Annotated in this window: 13 protein-coding genes; 4 read left to right on the top strand and 9 right to left on the bottom strand. The window is 69.5% G+C overall.

From position 1 onward, the window contains the following. Window positions 1–11: 11 nt before the first annotated feature. Window positions 12–839, top strand: a complete 828-nt coding sequence (locus UA75_RS24215; protein WP_075742229.1) for an SGNH/GDSL hydrolase family protein — start codon at window positions 12–14, stop codon at window positions 837–839. A gap of 207 nt (window positions 840–1,046) precedes the next feature. On the opposite strand, the gene UA75_RS24210 is transcribed toward UA75_RS24215, so the two are convergent. From UA75_RS24210 to UA75_RS24190, 5 genes are all read right to left on the bottom strand, one after another. After that, entirely contained in the window at window positions 1,047–1,682 is a 636-nt protein-coding gene (locus UA75_RS24210) for a helix-turn-helix transcriptional regulator (protein WP_075742228.1), read from the bottom strand. Window positions 1,683–1,973: 291 nt separating this feature from the next. Then, window positions 1,974–2,768, bottom strand: coding sequence for a DUF427 domain-containing protein (locus tag UA75_RS24205; RefSeq protein WP_075742227.1), 795 nt, complete (start codon window positions 2,766–2,768; stop codon window positions 1,974–1,976). 145 nt (window positions 2,769–2,913) lie between these two features. Further along, window positions 2,914–3,393, bottom strand: a complete 480-nt coding sequence (locus UA75_RS24200; protein ID WP_075742226.1) for a peroxiredoxin — start codon at window positions 3,391–3,393, stop codon at window positions 2,914–2,916. Then, complete coding sequence (locus tag UA75_RS24195) at window positions 3,390–4,205, bottom strand: DUF1295 domain-containing protein (RefSeq protein WP_075742225.1); 816 nt, start codon at window positions 4,203–4,205, stop codon at window positions 3,390–3,392. Before UA75_RS24195 ends, UA75_RS24200 begins: the two co-directional genes overlap by 4 nt. Further along, a complete protein-coding gene (locus UA75_RS24190; RefSeq protein WP_404799949.1) occupies window positions 4,202–4,834 on the bottom strand; it encodes a class I SAM-dependent methyltransferase in 633 nt (210 codons plus the stop codon). The genes UA75_RS24195 and UA75_RS24190 overlap by 4 nt, the downstream gene beginning before the upstream one ends. 602 nt (window positions 4,835–5,436) lie before the next feature. Here UA75_RS24190 and UA75_RS24185 point away from each other — a divergent pair. Beyond that, window positions 5,437–6,666: a family 1 glycosylhydrolase gene (locus tag UA75_RS24185; protein WP_157434409.1), complete on the top strand. Its 1,230-nt coding sequence runs from the start codon at window positions 5,437–5,439 to the stop codon at window positions 6,664–6,666. Window positions 6,667–7,023: 357 nt separating this feature from the next. Here the strand turns inward: UA75_RS24185 and UA75_RS24180 are convergent, their stop codons facing one another. Together UA75_RS24180 and UA75_RS24175 are read right to left on the bottom strand one after the other, a co-directional pair. Continuing rightward, window positions 7,024–7,848, bottom strand: a complete 825-nt coding sequence (locus tag UA75_RS24180; protein ID WP_075742222.1) for a sugar phosphate isomerase/epimerase family protein — start codon at window positions 7,846–7,848, stop codon at window positions 7,024–7,026. Next, on the bottom strand, window positions 7,845–9,002 hold the full coding sequence (locus UA75_RS24175) for a dihydrodipicolinate synthase family protein (RefSeq protein ID WP_075742221.1): 1,158 nt from the start codon (window positions 9,000–9,002) through the stop codon (window positions 7,845–7,847). The genes UA75_RS24180 and UA75_RS24175 overlap by 4 nt, the downstream gene beginning before the upstream one ends. Window positions 9,003–9,180: 178 nt before the next feature. Between UA75_RS24175 and UA75_RS24170 the strand changes: the two genes are divergently transcribed. After that, window positions 9,181–10,236, top strand: coding sequence for a LacI family DNA-binding transcriptional regulator (locus UA75_RS24170; protein ID WP_075742220.1), 1,056 nt, complete (start codon window positions 9,181–9,183; stop codon window positions 10,234–10,236). A gap of 997 nt (window positions 10,237–11,233) precedes the next feature. Here UA75_RS24170 and UA75_RS24165 read toward each other — a convergent pair. Beyond that, on the bottom strand, window positions 11,234–11,575 hold the full coding sequence (locus tag UA75_RS24165; RefSeq protein ID WP_075742219.1) for a histone-like nucleoid-structuring protein Lsr2: 342 nt from the start codon (window positions 11,573–11,575) through the stop codon (window positions 11,234–11,236). 322 nt (window positions 11,576–11,897) lie between these two features. On the opposite strand from UA75_RS24165, the gene UA75_RS24160 reads away from it, so the two are divergent. Beyond that, complete coding sequence (locus tag UA75_RS24160; RefSeq protein ID WP_075744148.1) at window positions 11,898–12,374, top strand: histone-like nucleoid-structuring protein Lsr2; 477 nt, start codon at window positions 11,898–11,900, stop codon at window positions 12,372–12,374. 970 nt (window positions 12,375–13,344) lie between these two features. Here the strand turns inward: UA75_RS24160 and UA75_RS24155 are convergent. Further along, window positions 13,345–14,403: a LacI family DNA-binding transcriptional regulator gene (locus UA75_RS24155; RefSeq protein WP_075744147.1), complete on the bottom strand. Its 1,059-nt coding sequence runs from the start codon at window positions 14,401–14,403 to the stop codon at window positions 13,345–13,347. Between the last annotated feature and the right edge of the window lie 131 nt (window positions 14,404–14,534).

Raw genomic sequence — 14,534 nt, 5'->3', positions numbered from 1 at the left:
CGGAGGTAACCGTGCGTTTTGCTCGCATAGCCAGCGCTTTTGCCGGTGCGCTGATCGCCGTCTCCTTGGGGGCACCGGCCGCGTCGGCCGAAGAGACGGCCCCTGCCGCCCCCGTCGACTACGTCGCCCTCGGCGACTCCTATGCCTCGGGAACGGGGATAGGCGACTACGACCCGGACAGCGGCTCGTGTCTGCGAAGCCCCGGCGCCTATCCCGAACTCTGGGCCGCGGCGAACGAGGTCTCCTCCTTCACCTTCGCGGCCTGTTCCGGCGCGGTCACCGACGACGTCGTCGCCAACCAGCTCGGCGGTCTGGACGCCGACACCGACCTGGTGAGCATCTCGATCGGCGGCAACGACGCCGGATTCGTGGAGGTGATCACCACCTGCACGATCCTTGGCACCGCAGGATGCCGCGACGCGGCCGCCGAGGCGAACGCCTACATCCAGACGGAGCTGCCCGCGCAGTTGGACGCCACCTACGCGGCGATCCGCAGCGCGGCGCCCAACTCCTCGGTGGTCGTGCTCGGCTACCCGCGCCTCTTCCACCCGACCGGGGCCTGCATCCTCTCCCAGGCGTCGCGCGCACTGCTGAACGACACGGCCGACCTGCTCGCCGACGTCACTGCGGCCCGCGCCGGGGCGGCGGGCTTCACCTACGCCGACGTGCGGACCCAGTTCGACGGCCACGGCGTGTGCGCGAGCACTCCGTGGATCAACTCGATCGCCTGGCCGATCAACGAGTCCTTCCACCCGAACGCGGTCGGACACGCCCAGGCCTACCTGCCCGCGTTCAGCAGTGTCGCGCCGAGTTCGACCGCCGTCCTCGCAGCGGGCTGACCCGGCGACGACGTAGCGAGAGGACGCACCGAGCGGACGGCAACGACCGACCTCGCCGACCACCACCGTCGTGACCGCCGGAACGTGCCGTCGGGCTCCGCTACCGGAGCCGACGGCACATTCGCGCGATCTACTGTGGGGCTCCGGCGCCATGGCCTCGGTGAACGCACCTGATGAGACGTCCGACGGGCGAAGGCGCCGCTGCCTTCAGATCTCGGCGAGGCTGATCAACCCGTCCTGTAGGGCCCTGGCGAGCAGGTCGGTCTTGGTCGAGGCAGGCCTGCCCGCGTGCTCGTACTTGAACCTGATCCGCTCCAGATAGGAGCTGACCGTTCGAGCCGAGAGCTGAAGTTCGGTGGCCACCGAGGACTTCGACCGGCAGCGCAGCCAGGTACGCAGGACGTCGACCTCGCGAGGCGAGAGCGCCGGGATCGCGACCACCGGCAGCTGCGACGTCGTGCCGCCGCGCGCCGCCAGCCGGGTGGCACTCACCAGCTGGCCCCTGGTCACCCTGCGCGGCAGACACCGCACGCTCGCCGAGTCCGTCTCGGCCCACGGCCAGGTGCCCGCGTGCAGCAGGACTCGCCGTCCCGCCTGTGCCAGTCGCCGCACCTCGGCCGCGCGTGCCGTCGGCTCGCCGTGCTGCAGGCCGAACAACACGACCTCGGCGCTGAGTCCCGGACCGGTCCAGGCGACCGACGGGTCGGGCCCGCCCGCCACCACCGAGATCGCGGGGCTCGCGAGCTGGTACCAGGCGGCGAAACCCGCAGTGATCGCGGGCTCGTCATGGATGATCACGACAGTGATCGGTGCATTCGTGTTGACGACAGCAGTCTCGGACACCCGCGCCTCCCGGCCGCATCGAATCGCGGCGTCCGAGGACTCCTCGTCCCCGCCTCGTCCGCGAACACGGCGTGAACCCGTGTTAGGCCCTGACACTAGGAAGCGGCGGTAAATAATCGGCTGGTGTCGGACGTATGCACTGCGCCTGACGGCGGCCAGATGTTCGGCCGTCGTTCCACGGCTCGGCGGGGGCAGGCCCGAGAAGCTGCTCAGACCGCGGGTGGACATCGTGTCGGGCCCGGTCGAAGGGCGCTGTCGGTGCGGGCCGGTTCGCTGGTCAGGCCGCGTCGGTCACGTCTCGACCGTCACCGACACCGCCGGGCCGGCGAAGCTCAGCATGCCCACAGCCGGTCGTGCCTCCGCGAGCGGCTCGGGATAGCTCCACGCCACGTCGTCGGCATCTCCCGCATCGGCCCGGAAGTGGAAGTAGCTCGCCTCTCCCTTGTACGGGCAGGTCGTGACGGTCTCGGAGGGGGCCAGGAGTTCGGTCGCCACGTCATCGGCGGGCAGATACCAGCGAGCGGGCAGTCCGGTCTCGAACAACACGACGGCATCGGTGCTCTCGCCCACCGGCACGTCGTGGATGCGCACCGTCACCCGTCTGCCTGACCTCCGTGCGTCCACTCGGTGGAACGGATCGCGCGGGTGTGCCGGGAGCCGCTCGTCCTCCTCGAACCAGGCGTCGAGCCGATCATGGTAGAAGGCGACCAGCCCTCGGAGGTCCGGGCAGCCCGGCACCGGCTCGGGGTAGGACCACACCGCGTCGTGGACCACCCGATCGCCGACGCGCAGGTGCCAGTACCGGGCGTCGCCCTTGAACGGACACCGCGTCCGGTGCTCGCTCTCGACCAGCACCCCGGGAGCGACGTCCTCGATCGGCAGGTACCACTGCGGCAGCAGCCTCGTCTCGTGCAGCATCCTGGCGCGGACGGTGTCCACCACGATCTGCCCGGCGAACTCGCCTCTGATCCGGCGATCCAAATCATGCACGTAGAGCACGTGTCCCGGCGCGGCGGCACTCAGATCGAAGTTCAACTCGCCTGCGAGGGGCTTCGCGAACGGACCGTTGCCCATAGTGAGTGACATGTGATCGACGATAGTGACCGAGGGGTCTCCTGTCCGGTTCGCGACGGGCGAATCGCCGGGACGACGCGGCTGCGGCGGTATAGGGACGACAGAAAGCCGCCGCACCTGCGGCGTCGACGGCCCGTCGTGAACCCGACAGCGGGGATCAGCTCTCCTCGGGTGCACTCCCGCTCTGCGCGTGAGCCCGCAGAGCCGCCAGCGCCTTGTCGGCATGCACCGACATGCGGATCTCGCTCTTCACCACGGCGATCACCCGCCGGTCGACGCCGATGACGAACGTGTGCCGCTTGATGTCCATCGGACCGAACCGGCGGCGGACCCCGAAGAGGCGCGCCACGTCGCCGTCGGCATCGGAGAGCAGCGGATAGTCGAAGGTGTGCTTCGCGGCGAACTCCTGCTGCCTGCTCACCGAGTCGCCGCTGATTCCCACCCGCACCGCACCCACCTCGCGGAACTCCGCCCCCAGATCGCGAAAGTGACAGGCCTCGGTCGTGCAGCCGCTCGACATCGCCGCCGGGTAGAAGAAGAGCACCACCGGGCCGTCTGCGAGCAGCTCGGTCAGGGAGCGTGCCGTGCCCTGTTCGTCGGGAAGCGTGAAATCAGGTACCAGGTCTCCGGTGTTCACCTGTCGACTCGCTTTCTCTTCGGCGGCAGCGGCAGAAAGCCGCTCGTGGTGGTGACGTAGTGGGCGTAGCCGGGACGACGCAGGCGAAGCTGTCGCTCCAGCAGCGGCTTGCCGGTCCCGCCGGCCAGGAGGAAGGTCATCAGCAACGGGGCGGGCAGGGTCAGCAGCGCGGGCCAGCCCTGGCAGGCGACGAGGAACAGTCCCCACCAGACGGTGGCGTCGCCGAAGTAGTTCGGATGTCGGGTGTACCGCCACAGACCGGTGTCCAGCACCTGGTGGGCGTTGGCCGGGTCTGATCGGAAGCGGGTGAGCTGGTGGTCGCCGACCGTCTCGAAGAGGAAGCCGATCAGCCACAGCACCACGCCCGCGACCAGCAACGGCGTCATCGGATCGGCCAGGAACTGCCCGACCTGAACCGGCGTCGAGACCAGCCACAGCACCAGACCCTGTGGCAGATAGACCACCCGCAGCAGATGCAGGCGCGGATCGCCCGCCGCGCGTTCGCGGATCTCCACGTAGCGCCGGTCCTCTGGCTCGCCTCGGGAGCGCCGCGCGATGTGCGTCGCCAGTCGCAGACCCCAGACGGAGGTGAGCACGGTCGACAGAACGCGGGTCAGCTCCTCGCCGTGCCCCCGCGACGATGCGAAGGTCACCAGTGCGATCACGACGAAGCCCGCGCCCCAGACGACGTCGATGCCGTCGTGGCGTCCGCGCCGCAGGCCGATCAGGAAGGCGCCGAGCATCACCGCCGCGATGACGGCCGCGTTCACCCCGAGCGTGAGGAGCAGCGGGCCCACCGCCTCCGGACTCATGCGGCGAATCCCCGTTCCAGGCTCGGCACCAGCTGATCGCGTCGATCGGCGGGCATCAGACCGTCCCCTGCGGGGGTCGGCCGCACCGCGAGGATCTGATCGACACCCATCTGGTTCTCGGCGAAGGCGAGGCCGTCGCCTGCGAGGTACAACCGCCAGACTCGGCAGCTCTGCGGCCCGATCAGTCGCGTCGCCCGAGCCCGGTCCGTCTCCAAGGTCCTGGCCCAGGCGTCGACCGTCGTGACGTAGTGCTTACGCAGCGACTCGACGTCGCGCACTTCCAGTCCGGCCCGTTCCAACAGTCCGATCGTGCTGCCCGACGGGCGAATGTGCATGTCCGGCGTGATGTAGGACTCGATGAAGGCACCGCCTCCCGGCGCGTTCGCGCCCCGGCTCATCTGTCGGAGGAGCAGCCTGCCGCCGGGCCGCAGCAGGCGATGCAGCGTGGTGACGTACACGGGGTATTGGTCCTCGCCGACGTGTTCACCCATCTCGATGCTGGCGACGGAATCGTAGGGCTGATCAGCAAGCTCCCGGTAGTCCTGGGGCCGCACAGTCACCCGAACGGTGATGCCCAGTTCGACGATCTGTCCCCCGACGTGATCGAACTGTGACAGAGACAGCGTCACGCCGGTCACGTGCACGCCATGCCATCGCGCGGCGTGCAGGATATGCGAGCCCCAGCTTCCGACAGGCCAGCTCCAGCTTGTCGTACTGGTCCTGCTCCAGCGCGGCCTCGGCCTGGTCGGGGGTAGGGGCGACGGCCGGTGCGGCGATGTCGCCGTCGGTCGTCGCCCGCGCGGCGGAGATCGATCCGGAGTCCCGGTCGGGCCGGTCTCACTGCCGTCCCAGGCGCGAATGCGCAGCGGGGGCACGGTGCCGATCAGCCGCTCGACCAGCATGCGGATGCGTCGTGCCGTGGAGTCCTGTCCAGTCGTCACCGCGCCGTTCACCACGTCGTCTCCTTCGTCTCGTCTCCAAGACGTTCGGGACACGACCCGGATCGGATCGTTCGGTGGCCACGGGGCCGAGCCGCTGAGGCTCTGTCGGCGGCGATCGGCTACGGAGGACAACACGACGTCGTCTCGGTGCTCTCGCTCTCGACGGTCCGTTGGCCAGCACTGAGCCAACGGGATCGCCTGGCAGCAGAAGACGATCTGCACGACGCAGACGACCGTAGGAGCCAGGCGGGGCCGCCGGACGTGTCGTCGCACGATGTCACGATGTGACGGTGCGGCGACGGACTGTGCTAGGTGGTGCTGCGGCGGTGGTCGCGGGGATGGTGACGGGAGAGGCGACAGGTATGGCGGTGGGCGAGACGACTCAGGTCGCGGGCGATCGTGGCTGGTGGTGGGGTGCGGCCTCGTCGTCTGTGCAGGATGAGGGGGCCTCGCCTCGGGACGACTGGTCTCGGTGGGAGGAGGCAGGGAAGGCCCCGGCGTCCGGGGCGGGCACCGGGTTCCGGGAGCGGTACCGCGAGGACCTGCGATTGATCCGGTCACTGGGGGTGACGCGGTATCGGACGTCGGTGTCGTGGGCTCGAGTGGTTCCGGAGCCGGGTCGGGTGGACCGGGCGGAGGTCGAGCACGTCCGGCGGGTCCTGACCGCGGGGCGGGAGGCGGGTCTGCAGATGTGGTTGACGCTGTTGCACTCGGCGATACCGAGGTGGTTCGCCGAGGAGGGCGGGTTCGCCGGGCCGACCGCGGCGGCTCGGTGGCGGGAGTGGGTCGAACTGGTCGCGGCGGACTTCGGCGGCGAGGTCGACGGCTGGATGCCGATCAACAATCCTGGCTCCTACGCGATGAAGGCATACCTGAACGGGACGTTCCCGCCCGGGGTGCGGGACCTGGAGGTGTTCGCGCGGGCGCTGGAGGTCATGCATCGATGCGATGCGCAGGCCGCGGTGATGTTGCGGGAGGCGACCGGACTGCCGGTGACCTCTAACCAGTCGTTGGCGCCGTTGTGGCCTGCGGACGACAGCGCGGCGGCCGTAGCGGCGACGGCGCGGTTCGACGCGTTGCTGTGGTCCTGGCTGCCTGCCGCTGCCGCATTTGATCAGATCGGATTCTCCTACTACTACGGTGCGGCGATCGCCGGGGACGGATCGCTGCGGCCGTGGCCCGCGGATCGGGCGCCGGGGCCACTGGGGTACGTGCCCTGGGCAGACGGGCTGGGGATCGTGCTGGATCGGCTGCACACCGCGCTGCCAGGTCGGGAGCTGGTAATGGCTGAAGTCGGGTACGGCGGGAACGACGACGCCGCGCGAGGGGAGTACCTGCGGGCCGTCGACACACAGCTGCGTGCGGCACGGGCGCGCGGCATGAATCTCACGGGCGCGTATCTGTGGACGCCGATCGACAACTATGAGTGGCTGGCGGGCTATGACGTGCCGTTCGGGGTGTTGGACGCTCATCGGCGGGAGCGATCGTCGGCGCGAGTGTTGCGCGAGCTGATCGGCTGAGCCCGGCCCGGACCACCGACGGGCGGGGCACCGGGTCGGTGGCGGCCGAGGCCAGGCCGCGCGAGGGGTGCAGCGGCGGCTGCGTCGGCGGTCCGCCAGATCGGGGGCCACGGGGAGCGCAACGCGGATGCGGATCGCCTCGACGGCCCGGGGCTCGGCGTCGGCGCTGAGGAGGATCTGGACGTCAGACGGGTCCGGCGCTCGGCTCGTTCGGGCCGCGGGCCCGGTCGAGCCCGATCACGGCTCCATACCGTGGGCGTTGACGAAGTGCAGCGGAACCTGCGGCGGGTCCGACGGTGGCGGCCGTCGGACCCGCCCAGTGCGCCCCTTTTCGGGCGTCGTCGGCCAGGCGGCGGATCAGAGCACGTGCTCGATGTACCTGGCCGCCGTCAGCTCCGCGATCTCGAGGGCGTCGGCATCCCAGATCTCCTGATTGAAGATCTCGACCTCGATCGGTCCGGCGTAGCCCGCCTCGTCGACGGCCTTGCGCATCCGACGCAGCTCGATGCAGCCGTCGCCCATCATTCCGCGACCGAGGAGCACACCCGCAGGCAGCGGCGTGATCCAGTCGCACACCTGGAACGCCGAGATCCGACCCGCGGCCCGCTCGATCGCCTGATAGACGGTCGGGTCCCACCAGATGTGATAGGTGTCCACGACGACGCCGACCTGCTCGGCGGGGAAGTGACTCGCGAGGTCGAGAGCCTGGGCCAGTGTCGCCACGACGCAGCGGTCGGAGCAGAACATCGGGTGCAGCGGCTCGATCGCCAGCCGCACCCCGCGCTCACCGGCGTACGGAGCCAGTTCGGCCAGCGAGTCCAGTACCAGCGACCGCGCCCCGTCGACGTCCCGGCTGCCCTCGGGGAGTCCGCCGGAGACCAGCACCAGTTCTGGCACGCCCAGTTCGGCGCACTCGTCCACCGCCGCCCGGTTGTCGGCGAGGTCCTTGATCCGCTGGTCGGAATCCGGCGAGGTGAAGAATCCGCCCCGACACATCGAGGTCGGCGTCAGGCCCGCCTGCCGGAGCAGCGCGCCGGTCTTGCGCAGTCCGTACTCGGCGACCGGCTCGCGCCACAGCCCGATTCCCGGGATCTCCGCGCGCAGGCAGGCGCTGACCGCCTGTTCCATTCCGGCGTACTTGATGGTCGCCTGGTTGAGGCTCAGTCGGCTCAGGTCGCTCATTGCGGCACTCCCGCCAGATCGAGGAACTGCCGCATCCGACGTTCCGCCAGCTCCGCGTCCGGCAGCAGTCCGGCCTCGTCGGCCAGCACGTACAGCCGGGCGAGGTGCGGGACCGACCGAGCGCTCTCCAGACCACCGACCATGCGGAAGTGCTCCTGATGTCCCGCCAGCCAGGCGAGGAACACGATGCCCGTCTTGTAGTAGTACGTGGGCGTGCCGAAGATGTGCCGGGACAACGGCACGGTGGGCGCCATGATCTGGTCGTAGGACTCGACGTCGCCTGCGTCCAGCCTGCGCAGCGCGGCGGCGGCGGCCGGGGCGATCGCATCGAAGATGCCCAGCAGCGCGTCGCTGTGTCCCTGGTCGTCGCCCTTGATCAGTTCGGGGTAGTGGAAGTCGTCGCCGGTATAGCAGCGGACTCCGTCGGGCAGCCTGCGTCGAACTCCGATCTCCCGATCGGCGTCCAGCAGCGACATCTTGACGCCGTCGACCTTGTCGGAGTGCGCCTTGATCACGTCGAGGAAGACCTCGGTGGCCAGGTCCAGGTCCGTCGAACCCCAGTAGCCGGTGAGCGCGGGGTCGAACATCGGGCCGAGCCAGTGCAGGATCGCGGGGGAGTCGAGCTGTTCTAACAGTGTCGAGTAGACCCGGTGGTAGTCCTCCGGCCCCCGGGCGACGGCGGCCAGCCGCCTGCTCGCCATGAGGATCACGGTGGCGCCCGCGTCCTGCACGACCGCTGCCTGCTCGACATAGCCCGCGATGACGTCGTCGAGGCTCGTGGTGTCCTCACGGACCTGATCGGTGCCGACGCCGCAGGCCAGCAGCCCGCCCAGCTCCTTGGCCTCGGCGCCGCTGCGGCGGATCAGTTCGGCGGCGGTGGGCCAGTCCAGCCCCATGCCGCGCTGTGCGGTGTCCATCGCGTCGGCGACGCCGAGCCCGTGTGCCCACAGGTGTCGGCGGAAGGCCATCGTCGCCTCCCAGTCGGGCCGAGCCGGCCTGCCGGGGGTGTTGTCGGCGAGCGGGTCGGCCACGACGTGCGCGGCCGCGTAGAGGACCCGGCTCGTCGGACTCGGGCCTCTGGCGTCCAGGGCGCCCGTCGATCTGGGGACGTAGTCGAGGAACTCGCCGGTCGAGGTGGGCAGCTTCAGAGTCACAGGGTCCGCTCCATGTCCACGTCGTCACCACGCCCCGGGGCCTCCTTGGCGAAAAGGACCGAGACAAAGGCTATAGAAAGCGCTTACTGTGACCGTAAACTAAGCGCGCCAGTACGCGCTGTCAATAGCCTGCGCACCGCGTGGACGAGCGGGCACTGTTCGTGATCGGAGGTCGAGCGTGGCGCCGACGTTGGTCGATGTCGCTGCGAGAGCCGGGGTTTCCACCGCCACCGTCTCTCGTGTGCTCAACGGCAACTACCCGGTCTCGCCGGGGACGAAGGCTCGGGTGCTCGCCGCACTGCACGAGCTCGACTATGTGGTCAACGGTCCGGCCAGGGCCTTGGCCGCGGCCAGTTCGGACATGCTCGGCGTGATCGTCAACGACGTCTCGGACCCCTTCTTCGGAATTCTCTCCAGCGGGATCCAATGGGAGGCGGGCGGGGCCGAACTGCTCGCGGTGATCTGCAACACCGCAGGGTCGCCGGAGGACGAACTGAAGTACATGCAGCTTCTGCTGCGACAGCGGGCCAGGGCCATCGTCCTCACCGGCGGCGGCCGAGAGGACCCCGACCATGCCGAGCGCGTCGCACAGCTGATCCGTCAGTGTCACGAACGCGGCGCCCGCGTCGTCTTCTGCGGTCGGCAGGCCCCGCCGGACAGCGAGGCGGTCAGCATCCTGTTCGACAACAGGGGAGGGGCGCGGACACTCACCCGGCATCTGCTGGCGATGGGACACCGCAGGATCGCTTACGTCTCCGGTCCGGAGGCCAACACCACCACCAGCGCGCGGGCGGCCGGGCACCGCGATGCGCTGCTGGCCGCCGGGCTCGACCCGGCGGCGGGGGCGGCTCTGCGCGGCGACTTCTCGCGCGCCTCGGGTTTCGCCGCAGGCATGGAACTCGTGCGGCGGGGCGTGGACTGCACTGCGGTGGTGGCGGGCAACGATCTCACCGCCCTCGGCGTGATGGCCGCGTTGCGCGAGCAGGGCGTGCGCGTGCCGGAGGACGTCTCGGTGGCGGGCTTCGACGATCTGCCCGTCGCGCTGGACGCGGCGCCTGCGCTGAGCACGGTGCGGCTTCCGCTGCGCGAGGCGGCGGCGCGGGCGGGCAAGCTCGCCATCGGGGCGGACGACATGCCGGGTCCGGACGGGCTGGTGTGGCTGTCTTCCGAACTGATCGTCCGCGAATCGGTTGGCCCGCCGGGACGAGGACTCTCCTCGGCACAGCGGCCGTGATCCCTGCGGCACGACGGCGCGGCCCGGCTGCGGACTGTCGTGCGCGGTGTGGCGGTGATCCCCGGCCGTCCCGGTGCGTGCGGGCGGGGAACACGTCTCGTCCCGGTGCGAGCACGGCGTGCGTCGGTCGGTGTCCTGGCGGCGGAACCCGGTGCCCGCGCCGGGTTCCGCGAGCCTGCGCGCGCTGACGGGCCCGGTGTCTCCCGAGGCGTCTTGCAGGCGCTTCGCGGCCGGGCGGCAGGTCCCTGTGGGGCTCGACCCCTGCACAAGGCGCAGTGCTCACCGCCTGCGAAGGCACGATGTTCACCGCCTGCGAAGGCGCAGTGCTCACCGCGCGCCCGGCGCTCGGCCGAGGCGGGATCGCGATCGACGTCGGGTCGTGGGCCCGCGATCGTGTCTCCTGCGGCTGAACCCAACGGCCGGGCACTCGCGGCGACGGCACGCCGCCAGAGATGTCCGGCGTGGCGGCGAACCCGGTACGGATGGGCCTGTCGTCGAACCGGAGCCGATCGGCGGCCTGCACCCTGTATTGCCGGTGGTCCCGGCCGCGACGAGATCACTCGGGCGGGCTCGGGATTTTCCCAATCACCACCCGCCGCCGCCGATCGCGGTGGGTAGGCAATGCCTAGCCGATAGCGATCGAGCGGGCCGCGAAACCGGGCTTGTGTGATGTAGCACAAAGTCCGCGTGGGGTGGTGAACCGGTCACCGAGTCCGGTTATGAACTCGCGGACACCGGCCTGCAATGAAGATCGGCTTATCTCGTCCGCTTTGTCTGTGCCTACCTGTCGCTCATTTGGCTACTCGTCTTGGAGTAACGCTCGACTGCTCTACCCGCGCCGGATCATTGCCCGCAGGCGAGCGGATCAGCGTGATGCGGCGGAGCCGTTTGATCGTCACTCGATGCGCGCGACGCCTGTTACTCGCCCGCGTCCCGGCACTGGTGCTGGCCGAGCGATGTCCTACTGGTGCCGGGACGGGCGCTGCTGGAATCTGGTTCAGCTCTGCTTGTCGTATGCCTCGATGACCTCCGCCGGGATGCGACCGCGATCGGAGACCTTGAGACCCTGGGTCCGGGCCCACTCCCGAATAGCCTGGTTGCGCTCCCGGTCGGCCTGCCCGGACGGCGCGCCCGCGACTCGGCCGCGACCCGGCCGCTTACGGCCGCCGGTACGACGAGCGTTGTCCATGAACGGGGTCAAAGTCTCGCGGAGTTTGTCGGCGTTGGTGGTCGAGAGGTCGATCTCGAACTCCATGCCGTCAAGTCCGAACTTAACCGTCTGCTCGGCGACGGTGCCGTCGATGTCGTCGAGTAGTTGGACGGTGACCTTCTGCGCCACGGGGACTCCTTAAATGTTCGTCTGTCATTCGGATGCCTATGCGTTGACCGTGAGGTCCGCGCGCGTCAAGGTATCCCACTGGCGACAATCATAAACATGGTCGGGTGCTGATGTCGCTTCACCGCTTGTGTAAGCCCGCTATCGGGGTCGTCGCACGCTCGCCGGGCGGGTGTGCCTATAGGTCGCCGAGGCGGCATACTTCCACCCTGCTCAGCGTGGCGGCGGCGGTTTCGGTCGCCCCCGTCGATTAGGTTAGAATCAGGGACGTCGCCGCAGGTCGCAAGCGGCGGCTACGTGGTACCACGGGAAAGACTAGGTGATCATGGCCGAGCGTGTCTGCGTCGAACTGGTTGACGACCTCGACGGAGAGCCTGCCCAGCACACGGTGCAGTTCGCCTTGGACGGGGTTAACTACGAAATCGACCTCTCCGAACGCAACGCTACTTCGCTGCGCGAACTGTTGGCTCCCTATATCACGCACGGTCGTCCGGTCTCACACCGCGTCGAGACAGAGGACCCGGTGCAGGAGCGAGTCGAGCGCAAGAAGGTCACCGACCAGATTCGCGCGGTAGCCCAGCGTTCCAAGGAGCAGCACCGGGCTCGGCTGGAGGCGGCTGCGGCGGCCAGAGAGGCCGAGGTCAGGCGGGTGGCCGAGGAACGGGCGGCGGCACGCGGCGAGATCCCGCTGGACGTGTCCGCATTGAACCTCGAGGTCGCCAAGCCTGCGCAGGAGCCCGCACAGGTGGAGGAGTCCAAGCCTGCGGTGTCCCTCCCGCGATTCAGCTCCGCGAACAACTGACGTGGGGAACCGTGCCGGGAGGCCGCACCTCCCGGCACGAGGCGGCGCGGCGGCGTCGACCCGGCGGCACTTCGCGAGAGCTGTACTCGGTGATCTCCGGCACCGTGAATGATGGTCGGACGGCCTTCGGCGGGTTCTCGAGCCGACCGTGTGGAGTGCGTGCGGTATTGCCCGACGCGTGGCGAACGGCGCAAGCCGCCCGGCGCACATCTTCGGAGGCAGACTGATCTCCGGACGGAGAAGACCTCGGTGACCGCTCCGTCACTCTCTCACTCGATACGTGCGTTTCTTGTCACTCTTGTGTGGACAGGGTGTCCCGTAGCGCCCCAATGTCGGTTACTGCCGTCCATTCCGGACGATGGGCCGAGATCGACCGCCACCTGGGTAAGCGGTAGCCGTCCCGGTCCGTCTACTCCGGTTCTCCTGAACGGCGGCGCCGGGTTCGAGGCAGGACGGCATCGCCGGTCCGGCGGACGCGGGCAATGACCCGAACGGCCTCTGAACGGTGTGGCCCCGGCCGATCCGGCCTGTCGAGTGCCACTCGCACCGGGTGGGACGTCGTGCGTCGAGTCGGGGTCTGAGGAGGCAGACCGTGCGACTGTGGCGCCGACCGAGTCCTTCGTCGTCTGTGGCCGTCGCTGCCTGCGGAGTGCTGGTTCACCGGCCGTCGGCATGACGGTGGACCTATGCGGTCGATCGAAGGAAGTCGGTGTCTGAATCGCGCGGCATTCGAGCTCCGCCCCGCCGACTGGACCGCTCCGCGGCGGCCCGTGGATCACCGCCTCGGGGGCTCTGCGGCCAGTGGACCGACAGCCGCCGTCCGTCGAGAACCGATGAGACCCCGGCTGCCCGGCCTCACCCGCCGCCCGTAAGGAGACCAGGAAGGCCTCAGGCGACCTGGACGGCGCAGTCCGGGCCCGTGCGGCCGGAGTTCCATCGTGAGCAGGCTGTCGTCCTCTGCCGAGGCGCCTCACGCCTCGATGTCGGTGCCCGGACCGGCCTTCGGCGTGCTGGCCCGGATCACGACCTCGCCTCGGACTCGTCGAGTGCGAGGCTCGGCGGGTTCCGGATCGAGCACCAGGCTCACCGCCATGGCGCCCAGCTCCTCCAGCGGAACCCGCACCGTCGTCAGCGCAGGCGTGACGTCGCGCAGCGTGGCGATATCGTCGAAGCCCGCCACGGCCATGTCCTCGGGGAGCCTGCGGCCGAGGTCGCGCAGCGCCGCCATCGCCCCGACCGCCATCACGTCGTTGACGGCGAAGAGACAGTCCACGTCGTCTCGTCGGCTCAGCAGCTCACGAAGGGCGTGATAACCGCCGTCGCGGGTGAAGCCGCCGTGTACCACGAGTTCGTCGGGCAGTTCGGCGCCGTGATCGGCTAGTCCTTCCCGGAATCCCGCCAGGCGATCGCGAGCGGTGACGAGTTCCTCCGGCCCGCCGAGCACGCCGAACCTGCGATAGCCGCCTGCGTAGAGGGCCCGAGCCAGCGCACGTGCCCCGGCGTGGTTCTCCAGCGTGATCGTGTCGACCTCGATGCGTCGCTGGCTGATCATCGCGACTCGACCGCCTGCGGCCTGGAAGCGTGCCAGCTCGTCGCCGAGGCGATCCTGGAGCGCCTGATCGGTCACGCGGCTGCCCGCGAGCACCACAGCCTGCGCGCGTTGGGCACGCAGGGCGGCGACGTATTCCACCTCGCGCTCCGGCCTGCGCAGCGTGCTCGCCATCGTGACGATCAGGCCGTTGTCCTCGGCATGCCGCATCACGCCCGCCGAGATCGACGAGAAGTACGGGTCGGCGATGTCGTGGACCACGAGTCCGACCACGTTCGTGTGGCCGCGGGCCATCGCCTGGGCCTGCGCGTTCGGCGCGTAGTTCAGCGCCGCCGCCGCCTTCATCACCCGCGCCCGCAGGTCCTCCCTGACCTTGCGCGGGCTGCCGTTGAGCACCCTCGACGCGGTGGCCAGGGAAACCTCGGCCGCCCGCGCCACATCGACCAGAGTTGCGATGCCGGTCGATGGCTGATCGAACATCGAGACTCCTGCCGTGGCCGACCCTGCGCCGATCACCAGCCCAGACAGGCAGGGGTGCGCTTTTCATTCGCAAGCGTAAGCAGGCGCATCTGGATGGGTCAAGCCACGACCTGGTCGTGCCCGCGTGTCGT

Origin of the sequence: Actinoalloteichus sp. GBA129-24 (assembly GCF_001941645.1) — a bacterium.
Taxonomy (GTDB): domain Bacteria; phylum Actinomycetota; class Actinomycetes; order Mycobacteriales; family Pseudonocardiaceae; genus Actinoalloteichus_A; species Actinoalloteichus_A fjordicus.
This window is presented reverse-complemented; position numbering and strand designations above follow the sequence as displayed.